The sequence below is a fragment of the Leptospira interrogans genome, from assembly GCF_900156205.1.
GTDB lineage: Bacteria > Spirochaetota > Leptospiria > Leptospirales > Leptospiraceae > Leptospira > Leptospira interrogans.
Genome location: NZ_FTNA01000009.1, coordinates 115,391 through 137,288, shown reverse-complemented (window position 1 = coordinate 137,288; position 21,898 = coordinate 115,391). Strand labels below are relative to the sequence as shown.

Below are 21,898 nucleotides of genomic sequence, written 5' to 3'. Positions count from 1 at the left end.
AATCTTCGCGGGAGTTCCCACATTTTGCAGATGAACTCAAATCTTCGCGGGAGTTCCCACATTTTGCAGATGAACTTAAATCTTCGCGGGAGTTCCCACATTTTTAAGTCTTGGGCATTTGATAAAGAAAATCAAATTTCTGCACAAAATCGTCGTTCTACGATCGTCTTTACATAAAAAACGGCAGCATAAGAAATTTTCCTGAAAAAAAATCTGAACTTTGCAGATCAATTTCTAAAATGTGGGAACTACCGCAAATTACGATTTTATGAACAAATTCCAAAATTGTAGGAACTCATACTCTAGAAAATTCTTTCTCATTTTCTCCGCAAACTCCCTTAAAAAAGTCCACTTATAGAAGTTACTTTTTTAAAATAAATCCCTTACATGTAATACAAATTAAAGTAAATTTAAGACAAGAGGACACCCAAAACGACCGACTGCGATGATCAGCTTCTTTAAAATTTTCTTTCTTGTAGGATTTTATGTAGGTTTTACTGATCTCTATAAAATTGAGTACATAAATGTCTATCATAAACTGCCGTTTCACGTAAGCTCGATAAAATCCAATACGAAATCGATGATTATGCTGTGATCCGTAAAGAGAGCAGCATTGGGTTTGAAAAATTCCTAAGGAATTGGAACCAAAAGAATTCAATGAAACGCTTTCGTAAAAAGCGTTTCAGATCGTAAGCCTTTCTAGCTATAAAATTCGCGAGCCGTAAAAACACCCCTAAAAAGTCGTTGCACCTGAGTTTTATTCATCCAGCTTTTCTTTCTCTGAATTCATATGATTAAAGTGTAAACTTTTAAATAGGTACTTTATTATGTAGTTCTGAAGGACAAACTTGAAATAACAAAACTATGATTAATTTCCCAAAATATTCCGAAAAACTCTGCTGAGGATCATAGGTTCCAACAAAAGAGCAAATGCAATCCCGCATAGAGCACCCCAAAGATGAGCGTCATGATTAATCCCATCTGCAGCGCCGCTTTTAGAAGAAAAATAAGTATAAATCAAATACAAAACCGCATAGACCGCACCCGGAATCGGAATTGGTATAAACATCATATAAAGAGAAAGGCTCGGATAAAAAAGAATTGTAGCAAACAACACTCCACAAACGCCTCCCGAAGCGCCTAACGTAGAATAATGAGGATTACCCAGATTTTTTCTCCAGGAAATTACACTCGTAATCAAGATCGTTCCTAAATAAAAAAGAATAAATCGGATTGGTCCCACTGTCATTTCTAGATTTTTTCCAAAAGAATAAAACGAAACCATGTTAAAAATCAGATGCATCCAATCCGCGTGTATAAAGCCGGAAGTAAACAGAGTGTAGTAATTTTTATTTCGCTCCAATCGATATGGGGTTAGAATAAACTTATATAGTTTCTCTTCGGAAGCAAAACACCAAACGCTCATACCAAAGGTCAATAAACAAATCAATAAAGTGATCAACAATACATTCCTTATTTTTAATTTTTGGCTGAAGAATCTTCCGTTTGAATCGATAACATTTTATCCCTCAAAATTGCAGCTCTTTCAAAATCAAGTTCCTTAGCCGCTTTCATCATCTCTTCACGAAGTTTTTCTTTCAATACTTCCTTGTTCGGAAATTTCTTAGAATTAAATTTTTTCTCCACATCTTCCAGAACCAGATCTTCCGAAGTTCGCTCCTTCTCTTCTCTTTCGATAATATCTCCTACTTCTTTTTTGATAGTCAGAGGAGTGATACCAAATTTGAGATTATGATCTTCCTGGATTTTTCTACGACGTTTGGTTTCTTCGATTGCTTTTGCCATAGAATCGGTGGTTTTATCTGCGTAAAGAATCGCCGTTCCATTTACATTTCTAGCGGCACGACCAATCGTCTGTATTAGAGATTTATAATTTCTTAAAAAGCCTTCCTTATCCGCGTCCAAAATAGCAACCAAAGAAACTTCTGGAATATCTAAACCTTCGCGTAACAGATTGATTCCAATCAGAACGTCGTAAATTCCCTTTCTTAAATCTCGAATGATCCCGACACGATCCAAAGTTTCTACCTCAGAATGTAGATAAGCCACTTTTAAACCAATCTCTTCGTAATAATCGGTAAGATCTTCTGACATTTTTTTTGTGAGAGTAGTAACAAGAACTCTTTCTCCGGCGTCTATCCGTTTACGGATTTCCACCAAAAGGTCTTCGATTTGATTTTTAGTGGGACGTACGTCCACGATCGGATCCAAAAGTCCGGTTGGTCGAATGATCTGCTCCACAACCTTAGAACTCTTTTCAATTTCATACTCAGCGGGAGTTGCAGAAACATAAAGGGTTCTAGGCGTTAAAGTTTCGAACTCTTGAAAGTTAAGAGGTCTGTTATCCAAAGCACTCGGAAGTCTAAAACCAAAGTCGACTAATGTCTGCTTACGGGCTCTATCTCCAGCAAACATTCCTCCGATCTGCGGAATCGTTACGTGCGATTCGTCCACAATCAGAAGAAACTCTCCTTGAAAATAATCGATCAAACAAGCTGGGCGTTCTCCCGGTTTTCTTCCAGTAAGATGTCTGGAATAATTTTCTATTCCGTTGCAATATCCCATTTCCTGGAGCATTTCCATATCGTAATTCGTACGGGATAAGATCCTTTCTGCTTCCAGAAGTTTATTATTCTTTCTAAAAAAATCAGTCTGAGCATCTACTTCTGCTCTTATATTTTCGACCGCTTCTTTAACCTTCGGACCGGAAGTAATAAAGTGTTTTGCTGGATAAATATAAGCTTTTTCTAATTTAAAAATTGTTTGTGCGGTAACTGGATTGATTCTACTGATCGAATCGATTTCGTCCCCAAAAAATTCAATTCTGATTCCGTCGGTATGATACGCAGGATAGATTTCGATCGAATCTCCTCTAACCCGAAAGTTTCCTCTCGAAAAATCCAAATCGTTTCGGTTATATTGTATGTGTAACAACTTACGAATTACCGTGTCCCTTTCGATCGTATCACCTACTTTTAACGCTACAACTGAGTTTGTATATTCTTCCGGAGAACCCAAACCGTAAATACAAGAAACAGAACTTACAATGACTACGTCTTCCCTCTCCAACAAAGAAGAAGTGGCTCTCAATCTAAGTTTATCGATCTCTTCGTTGATAGAACTGTCCTTCTCGATAAAAGTATCCGAAGAAGGAACATAAGCCTCCGGTTGATAATAATCATAATAGGAAACAAAATATTCCACTGCATTTTCGGGAAAAAACTCCTTAAACTCTCGAAAGAGTTGAGCCGCCAAAGTTTTGTTATGCGATAAGACCAGAGTAGGAAGCCCCAAATTTTGAATGACCTGAGCCATCGTAAAGGTTTTACCCGAACCGGTCACACCTACCAGTGTCACCTTTTTCTCTCCTTTTTGAAAAGAATCGGCAATATTTTGGATCGCTTTGACTTGATCCCCGGCCGGCTGGTATGCAGAATGAATTTTAAAAACGGAAGCCATACTACACTATGACAATTTTTTTTTGGCGTTGAACTGAGCTTGTTTCTTATTTTCTAAAATTTCAAGATCAAGTTCATCAAAAAGTTTTTGCATGACCATCATACCACGCATAAGAGTAGCCGTGGAAGAAAATTTTCCCCTTTCTATGTCCTGCTCTAAATTCAGTTCTTTGAGGTTGTTTATAATTTGTATAAAAAGAGTTTGAGAAGGATCGATATAATATTCCACTTCTACTTCGGTACCGTCTCCGTATTTGACTGCGTTTTCAACGGCTTCTAAAACTCCAATACAAAGATCGACCACTAAATCTTCAGGAGTACCTTGATTTTTGAGAAAAAATTCAAAACGGCTTCGAACATACTGCATCGGTTGAAACGTTATTTTACCAAGCAGAGTATAACATTCCTTAGGTGGAAATTTTTTATCTTGAATGACATCCGGATGAATATGAAATTCTTTAGAGTTAAACTTACTTCGTTTCACATAACTGGATTCTACAAAACTTTCCAGAATGTTTTCTACGATTGTATTTTCAAGATCGGGTTCGTCTTTGAATTTGCGGATAGTATCCATCCGAATCCAAGAAAAAAAATCGTTCACCGTTCCAGTCAATCCCTGAGAAAGCATAGACCGAATCTGTTTTTCGATTTCTTCTTTAGAAAGACGAAAAGTCATACTTTACCCATTGAGATGTGAAATTCTGAAAGTGTAAATCCGTTTTTACCAAGACTTAATTTGGCGCATCGCTTCGTATGAAATTACTGCGACTGAATTACTTAAATTCAAACAACGGGAAGAATCTTCCATCGGAATTTTTAAAATCCTTTCCTGATCCCAGGAATTTTTTATTTCCAAGGGAACTCCAGAAGTTTCATTCCCAAACAAAAAAGCATCCCCTTTCCTATAACTTACGTTAGTGTAAGAACGTTTGCCGTAAATCGAAATCAGATAGAGATTGGTTCCAGAAGGAAGGGCCACTTTATATTCTTCTAAAGAAGAATGAAAATAAATTTTCACCTTATCCCAATAATCTAGACCCGCTCTACGTGCCGCCTTTTCAGAAAGATCAAAAGATGCTTGTCCAACGATATGAAGTTCCGCCCCCAAAGCCACACAAAGTCTTGCTATGTTTCCGGTATTAGGAGGAATTTCAGGTCTATAAAGACCTATATACAAAGACATAAAATTATTTTTTCTTATTTTTATTCAAAGAGTTTTGAAGGATCGCACCGAAAGAACTCGTAGAACCACTCGTGTCCACACTCAAATAACTACTGTAATCCATTCTTTCCTGAATCTCTTTTGCTTTTTGAATTGAAAGAGAAATCTGTTTTTTTTCTGGATTGACCTCCATTACAAAAACATCAACTACTTCTCCGGGTTTAAAACTCTGACTTAAAGGAACTCGATTGGAAATTCCAGTTTCTCTTCCTGGAACAAGACCATTGAAATGATCGTCTAACTTTACAAATACGCCAAAAGGTTTGAGAGAATCAATCGTTCCTTTTACGATGTCGCCTTCTTTAAACGGAACCGTCTGTGCCCAAGGATCTTTTAGAAAATCCTTAACCGTTAATGCAAACTTCTGATTTTCCCAATCGATTCGAAGAACTCTGGCCCTTAAAGTCTGACCTACTTGAAATTCTTTTTCCAATTCCGGATTTTTTTTATAAGTAGCCTCACTGATTGGAACGAGTGCAGTCACTCCACCATCCATTTCTACGATCAGACCAAAGTTCTGGATCGTCTTTACTTTGCAGGTGACAAACATTCCTTCTTTTAATTCTTGTTTCAAAACTCCTAATTTAGCTTCTTTGGCTCGATCGGAAATTTTCTTTTGAGAAACTACTAGCTTATTTCTGTTTCCAAAATCCTGAATTAAGAACTTTAAACGTTTTCCAATAAGACCTGATTTTTTTAGTTCCGGATCAATTTGGGAGAAAGGACAAAATCCGCTAAACTCTCCGATTTTCACATCGGCTCCGGAATCTCCTTCTGAAACAAATTGCCCCAGTACAGGAATTTCAGCTTTTTTAGCAATTTCTAATAGATCTTTGTTCAATAAATCCCCACTCAAACAAGTAGTAAAGTGAACGTCTCCGTGATCTTCTTTTAAAAAATAAGCTTCAAGCTCCTCTCCAGGATTGGGAAGTCCAGATTCCATAAATTCTTCCGAAGAAATAATACCCGGAAGTTTTCCTTCTTTTGCAGTCACGAAAACAAAATCTTTTTTTGCAGAGTTTACAATCGCGGTAATTTTGGTTCCAGCTTCCATGGCTTTTTTCTTTTTAAAGGAAGCGTCTAACATTTTTTCGAAGAGTTCTTTTTCGGATTCTTTCATTTTTGTTTTCCTCTCTTTTTTTGACTGGAAGATTGTCCTTTTTTTCCGTGTAGATCGGACTTTCGATCCGAAGAATTTTTGTAAAGATCGTAGTAAATTTCTCCTGCGATAATCCTCTGAAGAGTTTTCAAATTCTTTAAATCGATGAACGGATCTTCTGTAAAAACATTTATGAATGCAGGTTTGCCTTCTTGAATTTTTCCTTCATGAGGAGCTTCTATAAAACTACAGGTGGATTCAGTGGCAATCCGGATCGTTTCTTGATTACCAAGAACGCCGGAAAGAATTTCCATTTCTTTCCAACCTCCGATTCCGGGATAAACGTGCAAATTACCTGTACCCGAAGAGAGAAGTATATTCAGATTTTTTTGTCTTCCTAAAAAAGCAAGATAGGATTTATATTCTCTTTCCGCGTTCAATCGATCTTCTTCCTGAAGTTCTGTCAATTTTCCTGCAAACTCAGGCTCGGGTGCAAGGTTTTTCGCAAAGTAAGAACTCCATTCCTTCATTAAATTTAAATCCGTTTCCCACTCGGAAGTTCCTGCGATCTTTTGATAATAATATACGGAAAACATCGGTCCCCAGTTTAGATTTTGAAACGCTCCGGAAGCAATTCTCCCGGAGATTTCATCTGGGATCGGATGATATAAAATTGAAATTCCTGCATTCATTCCTTCTAAAATGCTAAATTCATCTCCAAAGGCAGATAACGCTAGTTTGATTCCTTCCGAGTCCGCCGCTTTTTTAAGCTGGTACAAAAACGGACCGTCAAAGGTAAAAAATTCACCTTCTTGATAACGATAAAATAAGTGAACTAAAGAAGATGTTTTTTTTTTGATTTTAGAGATCGCCTCTTTAGCAGAACGAATTAGATCGTAACCCGGAAGATTTACAAACTTCTTCGTTTCAGAACTTTCTGCAATCCAAGGTGGATCAGACCTTTTTACCCAAGGAGATTTTTTTTTCGAACGTTGTGCGTCTTTCAAAAGTGTCTCCACCCAAGAAGGATCTCCTACCGAAAAAATTCCTGTAAAACCGTGAGCCAGAAAAGATTGAAGAGAAAGATAAACACCTGCTCGATCTTTTTGTCCACCCAGTGAATCTGCAGAAAGAGTAACATTCGCATCACAAAACCCAGGAAGGACGTAAGAAATTTTTCCTTGGAAAGAATTTATTTTCTTAATGGATACAACTCTGCCGTTTTCGATCCGAATTTCGGAAGGTTCAGAATATTCTTGTTTTCCGGGAAGAATATATTTTACCGGATTTAAAATAATAGATTCTGAAGAAATAGATGATGCGATCAAAAGTAAGAACGTAAATAAAGAAACGACACGTTTTAAATAAATACAGATTTGTTGTAACTTGAAAGGGTCTTTCTTTTTTCCCTTTCTCAAAATGACTCTCTTGACAAACAAAACAGATTCCACAATGTTCATGGAGATGGGGCAGGAAATCCGAGAAATATCCGACAATATCCGCCTAACAATCGAGAACGGAAAAATCCTGTCTTTAAAGACTCACAGGATAACTCATTCCGTCGAAGAACATATCCAAAAGGCAGTCGGACTGATTCTGGATAAGATGACTCATCCAACTTTGATTCCTACGGTTTATACGATAATAAAAGAGTTGGCAATCAACGCTTGCAAAGCAAATCAAAAAAGGATTTTTTTTGAAGAAAAAGGTCTGGATCTAAACAATCCTTCCGATTACGAAAAAGGAGTTAGAGAGTATAAAAGTCTTTTTAGCGAAAAGATGTCTGAACTTTACGGACAAAAAGCTCAAAAAAAGGGATATTATTGTTTGATCAGCTTTCACTATTCCTTAAACGGAATTAGAATCGAAGTAACCAATAACGCACCGATTACACAACAAGAGGAAAAATCTCTCCGCGAAAAACTGGAAAAAGGTATGCGTTATAATGACATCGCGCAATTTTATTTGGACAATGCGGATAACACGGAAGGTGCAGGAATTGGATTAGCTCTCATTCTAATTATGCTTAAAGGAGAAGGGATCGATCCATCTTACTTCAGAATCATCATCAGAGAAGATGTTACAATCGCAAGATTAGAAATTCCTCTCACTCCTGACTTTCAAAGTCTTAGAAAACAAGATCAAAAAAATTAAATGCGACTTCCTCTTTCCGTTTGTATCATCACTCTCAACGAAGAAGACAACCTAGAACGTTGTCTGAAACCTTTGGACTTTGCTTCCGAAATTATAATCGTAGATTCAGGCTCCAAAGATCAAACCGTAGAAATCGCCCAAAAATATAAGGCCAAAGTACGTAAAAGAAAATTCGACAATTATGTAAGCCAGAAAAACTTCGCTATTTCTCTCGTTCAAAACGAATGGGTTTTGACCTTGGACGCAGATGAAGAAGTTTCTACAGATTTAAAGGAAGAAATTTTAACACTTTTTCGAAACGGACTTCCTTCTGCGGACGGTTATTCTACTCCTAGATTGACCTGGTATTTAGGAAAATGGATCCGTCACGGAGGTTGGTATCCAAACCGAAGAATCCGTCTTTTTCATAGGTCCAAGGGTAAATTTGGAGGTGGGATCGTTCACGAAACAATCCAGCTTCAAGGTATATGCAAAAAATTGAATTCTCCAGTATTTCACTATTCCTATAAAAACATAGGAGATCATATACATTTTATTAACACCTATTCAGAGTTAGCTGCTCAGGAAAAATTCAACGCCGGTAAAAAAAGTGGTCTTTTTCATGCCTTTCTGGAAGGTTTTTACAAAGCTTTTTGGATGTATTTTATTCGATTTGGATTTTTAGATGGTAAACAAGGTTTTGTTTTGGCAACTTTCGGATTTTATTATAATTTTCTTAAGTATATCAAATTGTATGAGATGAATCTAAAAGATAAAAAATAGAAATTTTTATCCTAAATTCTAAAAACGATAAAATTGTTGAAAAAATCCATATCAACGATTAACAAAATGATTTTATCTATTCGTTTTAATGAAAAAAAGTTAATTTTCAACAATTCTAATATATATCAAACCATAGCCGAAATCGATCGTTCTAAAAAACCTAAATCATATTGAGTAGAAATTTTTATCCATTCCAAAAGTCTAAATCGACGTAAATTCTACGTAAGAAATTCATGTTTCTGAAAAAAGTTGGAATCTAAATCTTACAGATCGATTCCTTAAATGTGGGAACTACTACAATTTTACAAACAATTCCTGAAATTGTAGGAACTCACACTTTTAGAAAATTTTTTCTCAACGAACTTACGTCAAGTTGGACGTAAAAAAAGCTGGGTGAATCCGGCTTGTCTGTAGCAAAGCAAGACCGCATTTCCAGCTCCAATCAATAAATCATATCAAAAAAACGTAATCTAATATTTCGTCTTTAGTTACAATTGATTAGAGTTGTTAAAAAATTAATTTTCTATCTTGTTTCTATTTTATGAAATGATCGATTGAAGCGATTTTGTTAATTGCTGTCATAGAATTTTTCAAAAACTCTATTATATATAGAACGCGATCCGTCGAACGCTCATAGAATCCATAACCAACCACACAAGTATTTGGATTTCAATATAAATCTGTCGGAACTACGACAAATCCTCTGTGAAACTTAGTTCCCACTCCACAACGCGATTCATAAAGAGCATTGTGTTGAGTTTTCCAACGCGATTCATAAAGAGCATTGCATAAGCTTGTAATCAAGAAATTAAATGCCACGACTCCCTATGGGTCGTCGCGGCAGGTGGAAAATTTTTCTATATCAGAAAAACATACTTTTTGCAAGTAAAAAATATCATTCTTGTCGGAACACTTGAAAAATGTGCGTTTTTAATTCCACAACACGATCAAGTAAAGAGAGTTTGTTAAGTTCCTCTACGCTTCAATTGGGTTCTATCGAATTTACGTAAAATCAATTTGTCCTTAAAAACGTTCTTTATTTTTTCAAAAAGTTCTATTCCCAATCAGAATTTTACGTTGTCTTCTTAGAGAATCAAAAGAAGTTTTTTCCCGAATTTTCTCAAAGAATTTAATATGTTGTCGATAAATTAAATATGAAGATTCTATTGTATCGATTCTTTTGTTTTTTTATCTTGATAACTTATATCTCTTGTCGTTCTGTCTCCAATCAAAAAACTCTCTCTGAAAGAAAAGTTTTTTTCACTCAAATTGAAGAGGCGCAATCTTTTCTACATACATTAGAAATACATTTTCAAATCATCACAGAAATTCTCCAACAGATTAGAGTATTGGCGGTCACAAGTACTTACAAAAACCATACACAAGAAGATAGAAATCAGTTCGATGTACAATTTCAAGAATTGTTAAAAGAAATCTGTAGTATTCGAGAAAGGGCTCGCTTTAAAAATATCTCTTTATTAGATACTGAAAACTCTTCTCGACCAATAAGCGTATCGTTACAAATCAATCCACAAAATTCTCCCATCCTGCTACCACTACCTGAATTGCAACCGAAAGAATTTGGGCTTTATACTTGGAATTTAAAAAACTTTCAAAGTAGAATGAATATAAAAACGAACGCCGATGCAGTTCAATCTATAGATATTATAAATAACTCTCTTTCAAAAATAGCTCTTGAGAGAGCCACGATTGGAGCTTCATGGGAACGGTTAAGTTACAGCAAACGTTTACGTGACTCATTGTCAAATATATATTAAAGAAAGTCGATCAACAATTTTAAACGTTCTTAAAGATTAGAATTGTTGAAAAATTAATTCCCCATTTGTTTCTATTTCATGGAAACTATCAATTGAAGCAGTTTTGTTAATCACCACTATGGAATTTTTCAAAAACTCTATTATAATTTTAGAATTTACTTTTTGTTATTTTTCTGCGGAGGTGGGGGAGTATTTGGTTTTGGCTCGTTAGTATTATTTTTAATATTCCCTTTCATAAAACCTTCGGTAATCGGTTTTATTTGACCGTCATGCCTTATATCTGTACTGCCTTTTTTCTCATCCGCCATAAAACCTCTCAATACTTCGGTTGTTCGATGGAATATACGTTGAATTTAAATTGTAAAGTTCTTTTCTACAGTTGGTTGTATAAACGGAAACGTTGGTAAATTCCCTTTGGATGCCGCTCCATGAAAAGCATCCCTGAGTTAGCACATTGAACTCACTCAGTTAACGCCTTTCTACAGATTAGAGTTTAATCTCTTCTTTCTTTGTTGTGATTGATACGGTTCATGATGTAAAGAGCAAGTAAACCGCCCAATAAAACCGCAAGTAAATTTACGTTTGAGATTTGATAGATACCAAATTTAGGTGAGACAAGCCAAAGAACCACAGAACGAATAAAATCTTGAAGCAGAGAAAGTATAATCAAAGACCCAAGAAGTGCTACAATTAGCGCGCCCCAAAAACCGCCGAGAAGATCCTTACGTTTGTAATAGTAATAATACCAAGAAAGCCCACCGGAAATCCCAACTACGAATAAAACATCCAGAATGGTAGTCCACCAAGGTGAGCCCGAAAAAGAAGCAAGAGGCATCAAAAAGAGTTGTCCGCCCAGTTCGTATAAAAAAGAATCAGGTAAATTCAATAGGCTCATTCCAATACAGCATTTTCGGGAATTGTCTTTTTAGTCGACTCATTTTACTACTCGTTCTAAAACTTGCTCCTTTTGGAGCAAAAAAGTCAAAAGTTTAGAGTGATTCCTTGCATTTAACAAGAAACGAATCGAAAAAATTGAATCTTGTTTGTAAAATTCACAAAGAGAAAATTGAAATGAAAACTAAAACAAATCAATCTGTTAAAACTTTCGGTATAGTAGGATTTCCTCTTTCACATTCTCTTTCTCCTCTAATTCATAATTCAATTTATAAAGATAGAAATATAAACGCCTCTTATCTCGTTTTTGAAACTCAAAACCTAAATGTAGAAAAAATACAAGAATTCCGAAACTCTGGAATTTTAGGACTTTCTGTAACCATTCCTCATAAAGAAACCGCTTTTACTCTCGCAGATAAAGCAGATGACACATCTAGAATTATGAAAGCTTCCAACACGTTGTTGATCGGACCGGATTCAACTTATGCATACAACACCGATGGAGAAGGCGCCTATCATTCTATCTTAGAATTTTCTCCAGAATCCTTAAAAACCGGAAAGGTAGTAATCTTAGGAAGCGGCGGAAGCGCGAGAGGAATTGCATTTAGTCTTGCAGTTTCGGGTAAAATTCAAAACTTACTTGTATGTTCCAGAAATGAAATCACTGCAAAAGAAATTTGTTTATTAGTTACTAAAAATTCAAATGTAAAAGCGGAACCAATTTCGCAAGATGTATTACTTACTCGAAAAGAAGAAATTTCATTAGTAATTCATACAACTCCTTTGGGAATGAAGGGACAATCACCAGGTCCGTATCTTCCCGAAGATTTTTTTAACTCGAACATGACTCTTTTCGATATAGTTTATAATCCTTTAGAAACTCCTTTGGTAAAAGCCGCACAAAAAGCGGGAGCAAAAATCATTCCAGGATCGGAGATGCTTTTATATCAAGCAATGAAACAGTTCGAACTTTTTACAGAAATTTCGCCTAACGCAGAAGATATAATCAAAACCAGGGAACGTTTGTCTAAAGCATTAGAAAATCGATGAATTCAGATTCCGACTTTTTAGAATTTGCAAACGGACTTTCTAATTTAGAAAAAAGCAGAAACTTCAATGTTTTTGCCGGTTATTCCTTGGAACCATTTACCAAAACCTTAAAAAAGTTTAATTTTGATCAGAGAAATGAATCCACTTTTTGTAGAATCTCAGTGGTAGGAACAAACGCAAAAGGTTCTATCACTCATTTTTTAGGAGAATACTTTCGAATCTATGGTTTCAAAACGGGACTTTACACTTCACCTCATTTAATTAGTCCTTTAGAAAGAATTCGGATCGGGAGCCAATCTCAAAATTTTAGAAACATTCTCACAAAAGAATTAGATCAATTGTTAAGCGAATGGAAATCTCTCAAAGCCATAGAGGACTTAAAATCTTTTTCTTTTTTTGAACTTTTCACTTGTGCCTCATTTTCTTTTTTCGAAAAAGAATCTGCGGAAGTCCAAATTTACGAGGCAGGACTTGGAGGCAGACTAGACGCAACTAAACTTTGCAATCCGGACGTAGTCGTTTTAGGAGTGATAGGTTTAGATCATAAAGAAATATTAGGAAATACGAAAGAAGAAATTTTAGAAGAAAAACTTGGAATTTGTACTTCCAACACAAAAGCACTTTTTGCGATCGAACAGAACGAACCACAATTGAACGAAAAAATTTCATCCTGGTGTTCTCAAAACGGAATTCACTGCAATATCATTACCCAAACCCAATCTAAAGATACATATCTAACAAGAAATCAGATCTTCTGTTATCAAGTATTTCAAAATATTCTAAAATTTGATTTCTTTTTAAAATCTACCAACAAAAAAATCGATCTAGGATTTTCTAAGCATGAAAACGTTTCTTTAATTTTAAATGAACTTAGTTTTGAAATTTTCGAAAAATATATGACTCCTCCTCTGGGTAGATTAAGCGTTTTACGACATTCTCCACTGCTCGTTTTTGATCCTGCACACAATCCAGATGCTTTTACAGAAACTCTACAAAGTTTATCCTTTCTTTTTCCATATTATAAATTTCGGATTTATGCGGGTTTGTTAAAAGATAAGGATGGAAACGGTGTTTTGGAAATTTTAAGAAAGGCCCGTAACAAATCGGATATTCTAAATTTTCAATTTTTAAAGGAAGATGAATTTGTTATTCCAACCAATTGCCATGCAAAAGAAACAATCTCCACCTCTGAATTCAGATCCGTATTACAACGTTTAGACGATTCTTTCGAACCGATTTTAATTTTAGGTAGTTTTCGTTTATTTCCGATTGTTGTTGATCTATTGTGACAAGACTAAAAAAATGAACGTGGTCTTTCTATAGCCAAGTATAAAAGTGAATTTTTGTGGAAACGTCATAGTTCCCACAAATTGAGTTTCTTTTTGCGATTTTGAAAGTAATTTATCTGTAATTTTACATACGATCTAGGGTATTGAGGGAATTCCCACATTTTCAAAATCTAACTGTAGAACCTGGATTTGTAATAGTTCCCACAAATTACTACTTAAACGTATAAAAACAGCACTAAAAGCTAATAATCGATTTTACAGAGATATAGAAATTTTCAAAAAATATCATTTAACCCGGATTTGTTGATTTTTGAAGTAGTTCCTACATTTTAAAAATTCAACTTGTAAAACAGCGTGAGTTCAATGTAAGAAACTCATTTTTCTAAAAAAAATGGAGAACTTTACAGATCGATTCCTACTTATTTCTATAAAATTGAGTTTCTATAAATGTTATTGATAAAGCGCCGATTATTCATAACTATATAATATCTTGCATAGAATCAGTGTTTTGTGATAAAATTAACGGTACTCAATTTTATAGAGATCAGTAACGCGAGTTTCATGCGAAAGCGATTGAAGTTGTAGAGAACTCAGCAGAACCTCTTTCAAGCTCAACGTCTATGGACTCTGGACAAATCGCATTCTATAATAAATTGTAACTAAAGACGAAATATCGTATTACGTTTTTTTCATACAATTTATTGATCGGAACTGAAAACGCGGTCCATTCGCCCGGATTTTTTACGCCGAACTCATGTTAAATTAGAATATATGAGTGTTTAAAAATTTATAATGTGATTAAATCTATGGGAACTACCACAATTTATAAAATAGAAGTTTATAACAATTAAATCTATCGTATTTAAGTGGGAACTACTGCATCACGATTTTAAGAACAAATTCTAAAAATTGTAGGAACTCATATTTTTAGAAAATTTTTCTCATTTCGGACGCGTGAAAATAATACAATTCTGAGTCTGTTTCAGAACTTAAAACGTGGGATTTCACACAAAAAAGCCAACGACTTCAAATTAGATATAATTTTTTGAGAATTTCCGCATCTTTATAAAATCCGAATATAATGTTTTCTATATTTATTTTCTTCACGAAATTGTTGTTTTGTGATTGTTATTAAGACAAAATGGCGCCCCTTCTGGGCTTGAAAAACGTGGGTTAGATGCGAAGCATTTACCACAAAACAAGAAAACAAACAGGGATTACAAAAACTGGAAGTCCCAGAGATTTTGACGGAAACTGCTTGGCAGCATCGCTTCCCCGGAACAGGAAGTAAGATCGCATAACCTTACCCACAAATAATTGGATCTCAAGATCTATCGTCGGAATTACGACAAAATCTTCTGTAAAACTTAGTTCCCGCCCCACAACGCGATTCATAGAGAGCGTTGTGCTGAGTTTCCAACGCGATCCGTAAAGAGCCGTTGTGTTGAGTTTTCCCTATTTTTGGGTGGAGGCGGTAAGGTTCGGAAAATTTTTCTCTATCAGAAAAACATACTTTTTGCAAGTAAAAAGACTCATTCTTGTCGGAACACTTGAAAAATGTGCCTTTTTGAGCTTTCTGATTCTAAAATCCTATTCAACTTGTGGATAAGGTGATGGTAAGATCGTAGCCGCAAGAAGGACCGGACAACCTGCGTTAGTTGTTGCTTTAGCAGAAAAAGCTTCCTTAAGGTTACACAAGAAATTTCGTAACTTACAGCAAGAGGAAAAAGCCCTCAGGTAATGATAACCGCAGTTTCGAGAGAGTTATCCGGATTTATTTGGGCGGCGATGAATCTGGCAGCTTAAAGTAGTTTTAAAGAGAAGTGAAAATTCATCCAATATAAACTCGTTAGAGAAGATGTACGATAAAGGAGGAATACTTGTTGACTCAGTGTTGAAGCAAATTTGATGAATTTCAGATTTGATCTACAACGCGACCCATAGGAAAGCAGCGTTGTGCTGAGTTGTTTTTAGACTAAGAACAGCTCCCGATGTATAGGTATCCAACCCGCGAATGTCAGTCTGATCAATCGTCGCGAATGCTTTTCTCTAACGAGTTAAATTATTGGATGATTAAAAAAAATATTTACGGCTCTGGTTGGGGCGCCATATCAGAGCTGGTCTCAAAATCGTCCAATGTGGGAACTATTACGCAAATTTAACGACGCTATAACTACTCGAAAGTTCACAAATTGCCAAATGCGATTTGATTTGTAGGCATTACTGCATTTGATTAAAAATTTCTAAAGAATGATCGTGTAAAATTTTCTGAGATTTTCGAGAAAGTTCTTAATAAAAAATTCATTTTTTTATTAAATTCTTTCTAGAATTCTAATTTTTCTTAATATTCAAAATTTTAAATTAAACTTCGCAAAAGAATCGATCTCAATAAACTGACCCGGAATCGCATATGGATTGTTTAAATTTTTCGGAACCGCCCCCACATCCAAAGTTTCCTCATCTAAACCGAGCCAATAAAAAGTTATGGCTAAGATCAACATCGCCGCCATTCCATAAATCATCACACCACCGGTCAATCCTTCATGCCTACCAAAGTTCCCTGCAAGTTTTTGATACTTACCTGCATCCCGATTCGTTTCACGAATAATTCTTTCTTCGTAAAAATACAAACCGATAAACTGATCTTGAGGGGCAGATAAAGATGCATAATAAAGACCGGTAAGATTCACTCGGCTACGAGCACGATCGTATAAATCGTTGGCTTTTAAATTGAAATAATAATAACCGACGTAAAACAAAAGGGTTCCATATAAGGAATAAATCGAAAAATCGTTATACGAATGATCCAAAAAAACATTCTGTTTATTTTTATAATAAGTAATCGTATTTCCCTGTTTTAAAACTAAATCCAACTTTGTTTCTTCGTCCTTTTTGATCTCCACTCCTTTTAAAAGATCCACGTGACCTTCCATAGAAAGCCGAAGACGATTGTAACCCGTTTTAACGCGAATATTGGTAATAGGAGTTTTACCTAAAAATTCTGAACCTAAATAAACGCTTGCGCCTTCCGGATTAGAAGTTACAGAAATCAAGCCATCCTTAGGAGTTTTAGAAAGAATCATTTCAAAACTTCCCCCGTCCTGAATCGAAACTTTTTTTTCTTCGCTCTGAAATCCATCCATGTAATATTTAACCTTGCGGTTTCCGGGAAGAATATCAGATCTTTGTAAAGGAGTTTTTCCTAAAAATTGTCCGTCCAAAAAAACGAGAACCCCGTCTATATCTCCTGATTTAAACGAAAAAGAAACAGTATTCTTTCCAACTAATTCTTTTTTAATCTCTCCGATCAATCCTTCCAATTCCTGGTAAGAGCGTCTAACGCTAGTTTTAATTCGGAATTCTTTTCGAGAAGCATCTTTAGAAGATCGCAGAACGAGTTTGAGTTCCATTTGAGATTCGCTTTTTTTTTCGTATGTTCCGGCAAGATGATAAAAACAACCTGCATTTTTACCGGACAAAAATAGAGTACTATCTTCGGGCGGAGCTTCCTCCGAAATAAATTCGGTTTTTAAGGTTAGAAAACGAGGATCTTTTTCCGGAGAAGTCTCCTTTATATTCTTTACCCTTTCCAAAACATCACCATCCCATTCTCCCTTTTTTAATCTTTCTTTTTCGGTGGGATCTCCGAAACCATGCTGGATACTTTTTGGAATTACATCCGGATCGAAAATTTGAAAAAGCCCTTTTAAGCCTGAAAATAAAACCCCTCCGTAACCTTTACTCAAATAGTCTAGATTCGGGTCTGCGTTTTGATTTTTAAGCGGGAATATACATAGTTTTCTTTCGGTTTCAAAAGTGACTTTTGCGTGCATTCCAGATCCCGGAAAACGATAGTATTTGTCGATACCTTGTGCAAAAATTCCTATATTCAAAATAGATAATATTAAAATAAATGCAGATAATCGAATCATTTTTTTTTCACGCTTAAAGCAGCAACCAAACCGACAATCCCTACGATAGGCATCGCCAAAGCAAAAGGAGCAGAATAAACATAATCCCTTGCAAAGGAAATTTGTTCTCCTAAACCGGGGCCGAACCAGTCGGAGCCCGCGCTGACTCCCAGATAACTAAAAAGTGCCAACGTCATTACAACCCCAGGTAATCCTGTAGTAAATAGAACTTTTAAAACTGGAAAAGCCGAAGGAAAAATATGATTTTGAAAAATGTTAACCCTAGAAGCCCCAAAAAAAGAAGAAGCAAGTACAAATCCACTTCCATCCGTTTCCCGAATTTTACTTTGAAGAGTCTCGTATGAAAATGCCCAATCGCCTAACAAAATTGCGACAATCAAAACGTAGGATCCTTGTCCTAACGCGTGGACCGTAAGTAAAGCGATAAGTAAAGAAGGAACGGAAACAAACACAGAAGAAATCGGAGTAAAAATCCATCTTCCGGTAAACGGAAAAGAATATTGAAAAAGACAAATCAAAGAACTAAACGCCAAAGTAAATAACCTAGAAGGTAAAGAAAATATAAGAGTGGAAATTGTTCCGTAAGAAAAAAGACTATATACGTCTCGGCCCAATCGATCACAACCAAAAGGATGGCTCCAAGTTACAGAACAGAAACTGTCTTCTAAAAAAACTTCTGTAGGCGGATTTTTCCATAATACACCAATTAAGGTCAAGAAAACGAAAAAGATTCTCAGACCATTACCAAAGGAAATCAAAAAAGGTTCTCCTTACCGGTAAGACTCTCTTGAAAACGAAGGGAAACCCTACTGAAAATATAAAACGTAAGGCCACTATAAAAAAGAAGCGCACTCAATAATTCCGCATCCATAGTTTGAATCGCGTAATACATGGATTTCCCAATTCCAGGAAAAAAGAATATCTCTTCCACGATCATCGCTCCGGAAAGGAGAGAACTGAAATCGAGAAGAATCAAAACCACAAGCAATGGAAGAATTTTTAATAAAATATGATTCCATAATATTCTATTTTTAGAATATCCTCTAGCTCTCAAAACCTTTATATAAGGGGATTTCAATTCAATTTCAGTAAGGCTAAGAGCAAACTGATAAATTCTAGCCCAAACTCTAGAGCCCAAAGCAATTCCTGGTAAAACCACATAAGTACTATTCCAAGGTTCGTAACCGCCAGGAGGAAACCATTCCAGTTGTACAAAAAAAATTAGAAGTAAAACAACTCCTACCACAAAAACCGGCGTGGACAAAATCCAATTACTCAAAAACAAAAATATATTTTTAAAAATTCCTTCTTCTTTTTTAGAGCTGACAAGTGCCAGTGTTACTGCAAAAAAACTCCCCCAACCCACCGAAAAAACTGCAAGGTGTAAAGTAGGCAGAATTCTTGAAAAAATATGTTTCCAGACAGATTCCCCGGATGTAGTTTTACTAGATTGAAACATTATAATTCCTTTAACAAAGGAAAATATTTTAGATGAAAAGGATTTTTGTTCCAGAAAAGATTCTTCCTTAGAAAAGGAAGAATCTGCGTAAAGATATTCTTTATTTAAAGAACGTAGATGACCGAAAAGAACGGAGAAAAAAATTAATGCGACAAAAAATAAAAGGAACCTAGAGATTTCTCCCTGCACGGTTAGACGTTCCGAGAAAAAGCTTTTTGGATTTCCTCGAAGGATCCAGAACGAATCAATTTTTCTCTATCTTCTTTTACATTTAATGCTTTTGCAATCTGCGCGAGCGTCTTGATATGTTCTTGAAATTTGGTTTTGGGAACGATAAGAAGAATAAAAATATGAACCGGTTGATGATCAATCGAATCAAAATCAATCCCATTTGGATTAAGCCCCATCACACATTTGAGTTCATCTACAAGATTGACAGAACAATGAGGAATCGCAACTCCACTTCCAATTCCGGTAGACATTGACTTTTCTCTAGCAAGAAGAGACTCTAAAATTTCTTCTTTGTTTTCCGTATCTATCTGATGTGTATCTATCGCCTTTTGCAGAAGTCTGGAAATCACTTCTTCTTTGCTTCCGGATTCTAAATTAAAAATAACTGTTTCTGGTTGAAGAAGAGTCAAGAGCTGATTCATATCCATTCTCCTGACTTTTCGTTTTGTTGTCTACGTTTGTTACAATACACGATCATCATTCTAATTACAATTCGAGTTACTATAATTGCCCGAAATTATTGACTCTGCTTCCCAGAAATATACGGATCAAACTGGCTTCAATGAAAAAATAGAAAACGGAAAAGGTGAAAATAGGTAAGGAGAAACGTACCAAAACTTGGATGACATAAAAAAGGACTACAGTCGCTAAAACCGCTATGAATGAATAAACACAAGCGGTATATAAGTTTCTTCCGGGTGAAGCGAAAAGAATCGAAAATGATATCCAAGCAGACAGAAGAACGGGAAAATATTCCAAGGCTAAATTTCCAACTCCTATGCACAAACCGACTATAAAAATTAAAGGAATGTGAAAAGAATTTGGTCTTTTTAAAAAAACAGGAATCAGAAAAAGAACCGAATATGCTCCCATAGTTTCTAAAGAAGAAAATCTCAAAGGAGAATAACCTTCCTGTGAAAAAGAAAGAACGCTGAAAATATCGGAAATAGATTCATCCCTAAAAGACAAACTTGGTTTACCTGCAATTCCGGAAAAAATATCTACAGTAGGCAACAAAAGATAAAAGAATAAAAAGATCAAAAGCTGGATCAAAGAAAGTGGTATCTGAATTCGAAGACGATCGAGAGAATTTAAAAAAATTCCAGCGATTCCTGCAATTATGGCCCAGACTATCGTTCCAGGATGAATTGGTAAAAGAAGAACAAAAATTCCTGTATGAACAATCCATTTTAAAGGATAAATAGTACGTTTTATGATCGTAAATTGATAAACAAAACAAGTTCCCAAAACAATCACATAACAAATCCATAATGGAATGGTCCCGAACAAGACAATTCCTATAAACAAAAAAAGTCCCATCAAAATATCCGGATAAAACGGATCCGACTTTCGAAAAAAACCGATTTTAGTAACTAAAAGATAATCAGGCATTTCGATTTTCCTGGGTTCTACTTTTTACTTCTCGGATTTTATTTCTGATAGAAATTCCAGAAGGGCAAAGGTAAGTACAGATCCCGCATTCGATACAAGCGTCTGCAAAAAATTTTCCCTGTCCATTAACAAGAGAAATAGGATTACATTCTAAAGGACAATTATAAGTGCATTCTCCACATTCGATACAAGGAAGTTCATTCCGCTCCTGAATTTTACCAGAAACGAATATAATAGAATGATGTTTATAAATATCTAAGAAATATTCCTCGGATGAAGAATGAAATTCCCCCCCGTCAAAAAAGGAATTGAAAGTGAAGTTAGGATACTCTTTCTTTTTTTCAGAAAGTAAAAAGCCAAGACTTTGGCCGTCTCTGAGCTTAATCGGAGATTCCTCTTTTTTAAGACCGCCATTTTTTCCCACATAATAAATCGTAATATTCCTTTCTATATATGGAATTTTTTTGAATAAGGCTCTGTAGAGATGATAAAGAGTTTCGGGTCCGAGATAAAGAATTTTTTCCTTTTGGAATACATTTTCAGACAAAGCCTTTTTTACAAAATACTGCGGGTATCCTAGTGGGTATTCGTATTTTCGAAAAGGTACCGGAAACAGTATATAATCTTTAACGGAAGCTTCCGGAAACCATACTTTCAAATATTCTAAAAATCGAATATGCAGTTCTCTGCATTCTTCTAAAAGAATTTTTTGAAAATCGACCGACTGGGTTTTAGTATATGGGGAAAGTACAATCAAAGTGGAGCAAAACGTTTTAAAAAGAGAAGATAAAGTTGTATTCGAAAAATCGAGAGAGACAAGTCCGAGTTCGTCCATTCTCTGTAAGGCTTGGTCTAATTTCAAAGAAGAATCAATTCTGGTTTCACTGGATAATTGAAAACTTCCGTCTTGTACGATTCGAATCTTTGTGGAATGTTCTCCCTGAATGAGACTCGCAATTCCATCGACAGGAGACAAAAGTGTTCCGACAGACTGCCTAACGAGTGGTTCTCCTGCAAATACTCGAGTGGGAAATTCTTTTAAATAGAGGGCTCCCGATTCGGGAAATAATGTGAATGGTTCTTCCAGGACGGTTTTACGAGAAAATTTTCCGTGGACCAATCCTGGTTTGAGGGTAAAAGCGGAGGGCTTCAAAACT

The 21,898-nt window shown here is 35.6% G+C and carries 19 protein-coding genes and 1 pseudogene; 6 read left to right on the top strand and 14 right to left on the bottom strand.

The window, feature by feature from the left end; genetic code table 11:
• Window positions 1-868: 868 nt before the first annotated feature.
• The 6 genes from BW942_RS09855 to BW942_RS09830 are packed head-to-tail and all read right to left on the bottom strand — an operon-like array spanning window position 869 to window position 7,260.
• On the bottom strand, window positions 869-1,462 hold the full coding sequence (locus tag BW942_RS09855; RefSeq protein WP_000631577.1) for a rhomboid family intramembrane serine protease: 594 nt from the start codon (window positions 1,460-1,462) through the stop codon (window positions 869-871).
• 17 nt (window positions 1,463-1,479) lie between these two features.
• A complete protein-coding gene (gene uvrB / locus BW942_RS09850) occupies window positions 1,480-3,480 on the bottom strand; it encodes an excinuclease ABC subunit UvrB (RefSeq protein ID WP_000179030.1) in 2,001 nt (666 codons plus the stop codon).
• A gap of 6 nt (window positions 3,481-3,486) precedes the next feature.
• Window positions 3,487-4,155 carry an ATP-binding protein gene (locus tag BW942_RS09845; protein ID WP_000144004.1) on the bottom strand — a complete coding sequence of 223 codons (669 nt, stop codon included), beginning with the start codon at window positions 4,153-4,155 and terminating at the stop codon, window positions 3,487-3,489.
• Between the two features lie 45 nt (window positions 4,156-4,200).
• The gene (locus tag BW942_RS09840) at window positions 4,201-4,662 is read right to left on the bottom strand and encodes a tRNA (cytidine(34)-2'-O)-methyltransferase (protein ID WP_000061100.1); all 462 of its coding nucleotides are present in this window, start codon (window positions 4,660-4,662) and stop codon (window positions 4,201-4,203) included.
• Window positions 4,663-4,666: 4 nt separating this feature from the next.
• Window positions 4,667-5,821: a S1 RNA-binding domain-containing protein gene (locus BW942_RS09835; protein WP_000664814.1), complete on the bottom strand. Its 1,155-nt coding sequence runs from the start codon at window positions 5,819-5,821 to the stop codon at window positions 4,667-4,669.
• Complete coding sequence (locus BW942_RS09830) at window positions 5,818-7,260, bottom strand: hypothetical protein (protein WP_001028161.1); 1,443 nt, start codon at window positions 7,258-7,260, stop codon at window positions 5,818-5,820. Before BW942_RS09830 ends, BW942_RS09835 begins: the two co-directional genes overlap by 4 nt.
• On the opposite strand from BW942_RS09830, the gene BW942_RS09825 reads away from it, so the two are divergent.
• The 3 genes from BW942_RS09825 (at window position 7,259) to BW942_RS09815 (ending at window position 10,494) form a co-directional block, all read left to right on the top strand.
• Window positions 7,259-7,954 (top strand): histidine kinase, encoded by a 696-nt coding sequence (locus tag BW942_RS09825; RefSeq protein WP_000425174.1) that lies wholly within the window; start codon window positions 7,259-7,261, stop codon window positions 7,952-7,954. The genes BW942_RS09830 and BW942_RS09825 overlap by 2 nt on opposite strands.
• Window positions 7,955-8,716, top strand: a complete 762-nt coding sequence (locus BW942_RS09820) for a glycosyltransferase family 2 protein (RefSeq protein ID WP_001239224.1) — start codon at window positions 7,955-7,957, stop codon at window positions 8,714-8,716.
• A 1,154-nt stretch (window positions 8,717-9,870) separates the two neighbouring features.
• Window positions 9,871-10,494 carry a flagellin N-terminal helical domain-containing protein gene (locus tag BW942_RS09815; protein WP_000698471.1) on the top strand — a complete coding sequence of 208 codons (624 nt, stop codon included), beginning with the start codon at window positions 9,871-9,873 and terminating at the stop codon, window positions 10,492-10,494.
• A 155-nt stretch (window positions 10,495-10,649) separates the two neighbouring features.
• Here the strand turns inward: BW942_RS09815 and BW942_RS09810 are convergent, their stop codons facing one another.
• Complete coding sequence (locus BW942_RS09810; protein ID WP_000752813.1) at window positions 10,650-10,802, bottom strand: hypothetical protein; 153 nt, start codon at window positions 10,800-10,802, stop codon at window positions 10,650-10,652.
• A 185-nt stretch (window positions 10,803-10,987) separates the two neighbouring features.
• Window positions 10,988-11,380 carry a hypothetical protein gene (locus tag BW942_RS09800; protein ID WP_001052862.1) on the bottom strand — a complete coding sequence of 131 codons (393 nt, stop codon included), beginning with the start codon at window positions 11,378-11,380 and terminating at the stop codon, window positions 10,988-10,990.
• 185 nt (window positions 11,381-11,565) lie between these two features.
• Between BW942_RS09800 and aroE the strand changes: the two genes are divergently transcribed.
• The 3 genes and pseudogenes from aroE to BW942_RS09780 all read left to right on the top strand — a co-directional run.
• Window positions 11,566-12,438, top strand: a complete 873-nt coding sequence (gene aroE / locus BW942_RS09790) for a shikimate dehydrogenase (protein WP_002145264.1) — start codon at window positions 11,566-11,568, stop codon at window positions 12,436-12,438.
• Window positions 12,435-13,727, top strand: coding sequence for a folylpolyglutamate synthase/dihydrofolate synthase family protein (locus BW942_RS09785; RefSeq protein WP_001083529.1), 1,293 nt, complete (start codon window positions 12,435-12,437; stop codon window positions 13,725-13,727). The genes aroE and BW942_RS09785 overlap by 4 nt, the downstream gene beginning before the upstream one ends.
• 1,618 nt (window positions 13,728-15,345) lie before the next feature.
• Window positions 15,346-15,533: pseudogene (locus BW942_RS09780) on the top strand (IS110 family transposase); the annotation flags it as partial.
• A 542-nt stretch (window positions 15,534-16,075) separates the two neighbouring features.
• Here the strand turns inward: BW942_RS09780 and BW942_RS09770 are convergent.
• The 6 genes from BW942_RS09770 to BW942_RS09745 all read right to left on the bottom strand — a co-directional run bounded on the left by BW942_RS09770 (window position 16,076) and on the right by BW942_RS09745 (window position 21,894).
• Window positions 16,076-17,659, bottom strand: coding sequence for a PEGA domain-containing protein (locus BW942_RS09770; protein ID WP_000620380.1), 1,584 nt, complete (start codon window positions 17,657-17,659; stop codon window positions 16,076-16,078).
• Window positions 17,656-18,417, bottom strand: coding sequence for an ABC transporter permease (locus BW942_RS09765; RefSeq protein WP_000622788.1), 762 nt, complete (start codon window positions 18,415-18,417; stop codon window positions 17,656-17,658). The genes BW942_RS09770 and BW942_RS09765 overlap by 4 nt, the downstream gene beginning before the upstream one ends.
• Window positions 18,414-19,307, bottom strand: coding sequence for an ABC transporter permease subunit (locus BW942_RS09760; RefSeq protein ID WP_017861745.1), 894 nt, complete (start codon window positions 19,305-19,307; stop codon window positions 18,414-18,416). Before BW942_RS09760 ends, BW942_RS09765 begins: the two co-directional genes overlap by 4 nt.
• 2 nt (window positions 19,308-19,309) lie before the next feature.
• A complete protein-coding gene (locus BW942_RS09755) occupies window positions 19,310-19,771 on the bottom strand; it encodes a PTS sugar transporter subunit IIA (protein WP_001072664.1) in 462 nt (153 codons plus the stop codon).
• A gap of 79 nt (window positions 19,772-19,850) precedes the next feature.
• Window positions 19,851-20,741, bottom strand: coding sequence for a hypothetical protein (locus BW942_RS09750; RefSeq protein ID WP_001113566.1), 891 nt, complete (start codon window positions 20,739-20,741; stop codon window positions 19,851-19,853).
• Window positions 20,734-21,894 (bottom strand): 4Fe-4S dicluster domain-containing protein, encoded by a 1,161-nt coding sequence (locus BW942_RS09745; protein WP_000804576.1) that lies wholly within the window; start codon window positions 21,892-21,894, stop codon window positions 20,734-20,736. The genes BW942_RS09750 and BW942_RS09745 overlap by 8 nt, the downstream gene beginning before the upstream one ends.
• Window positions 21,895-21,898 lie beyond the last annotated feature (4 nt).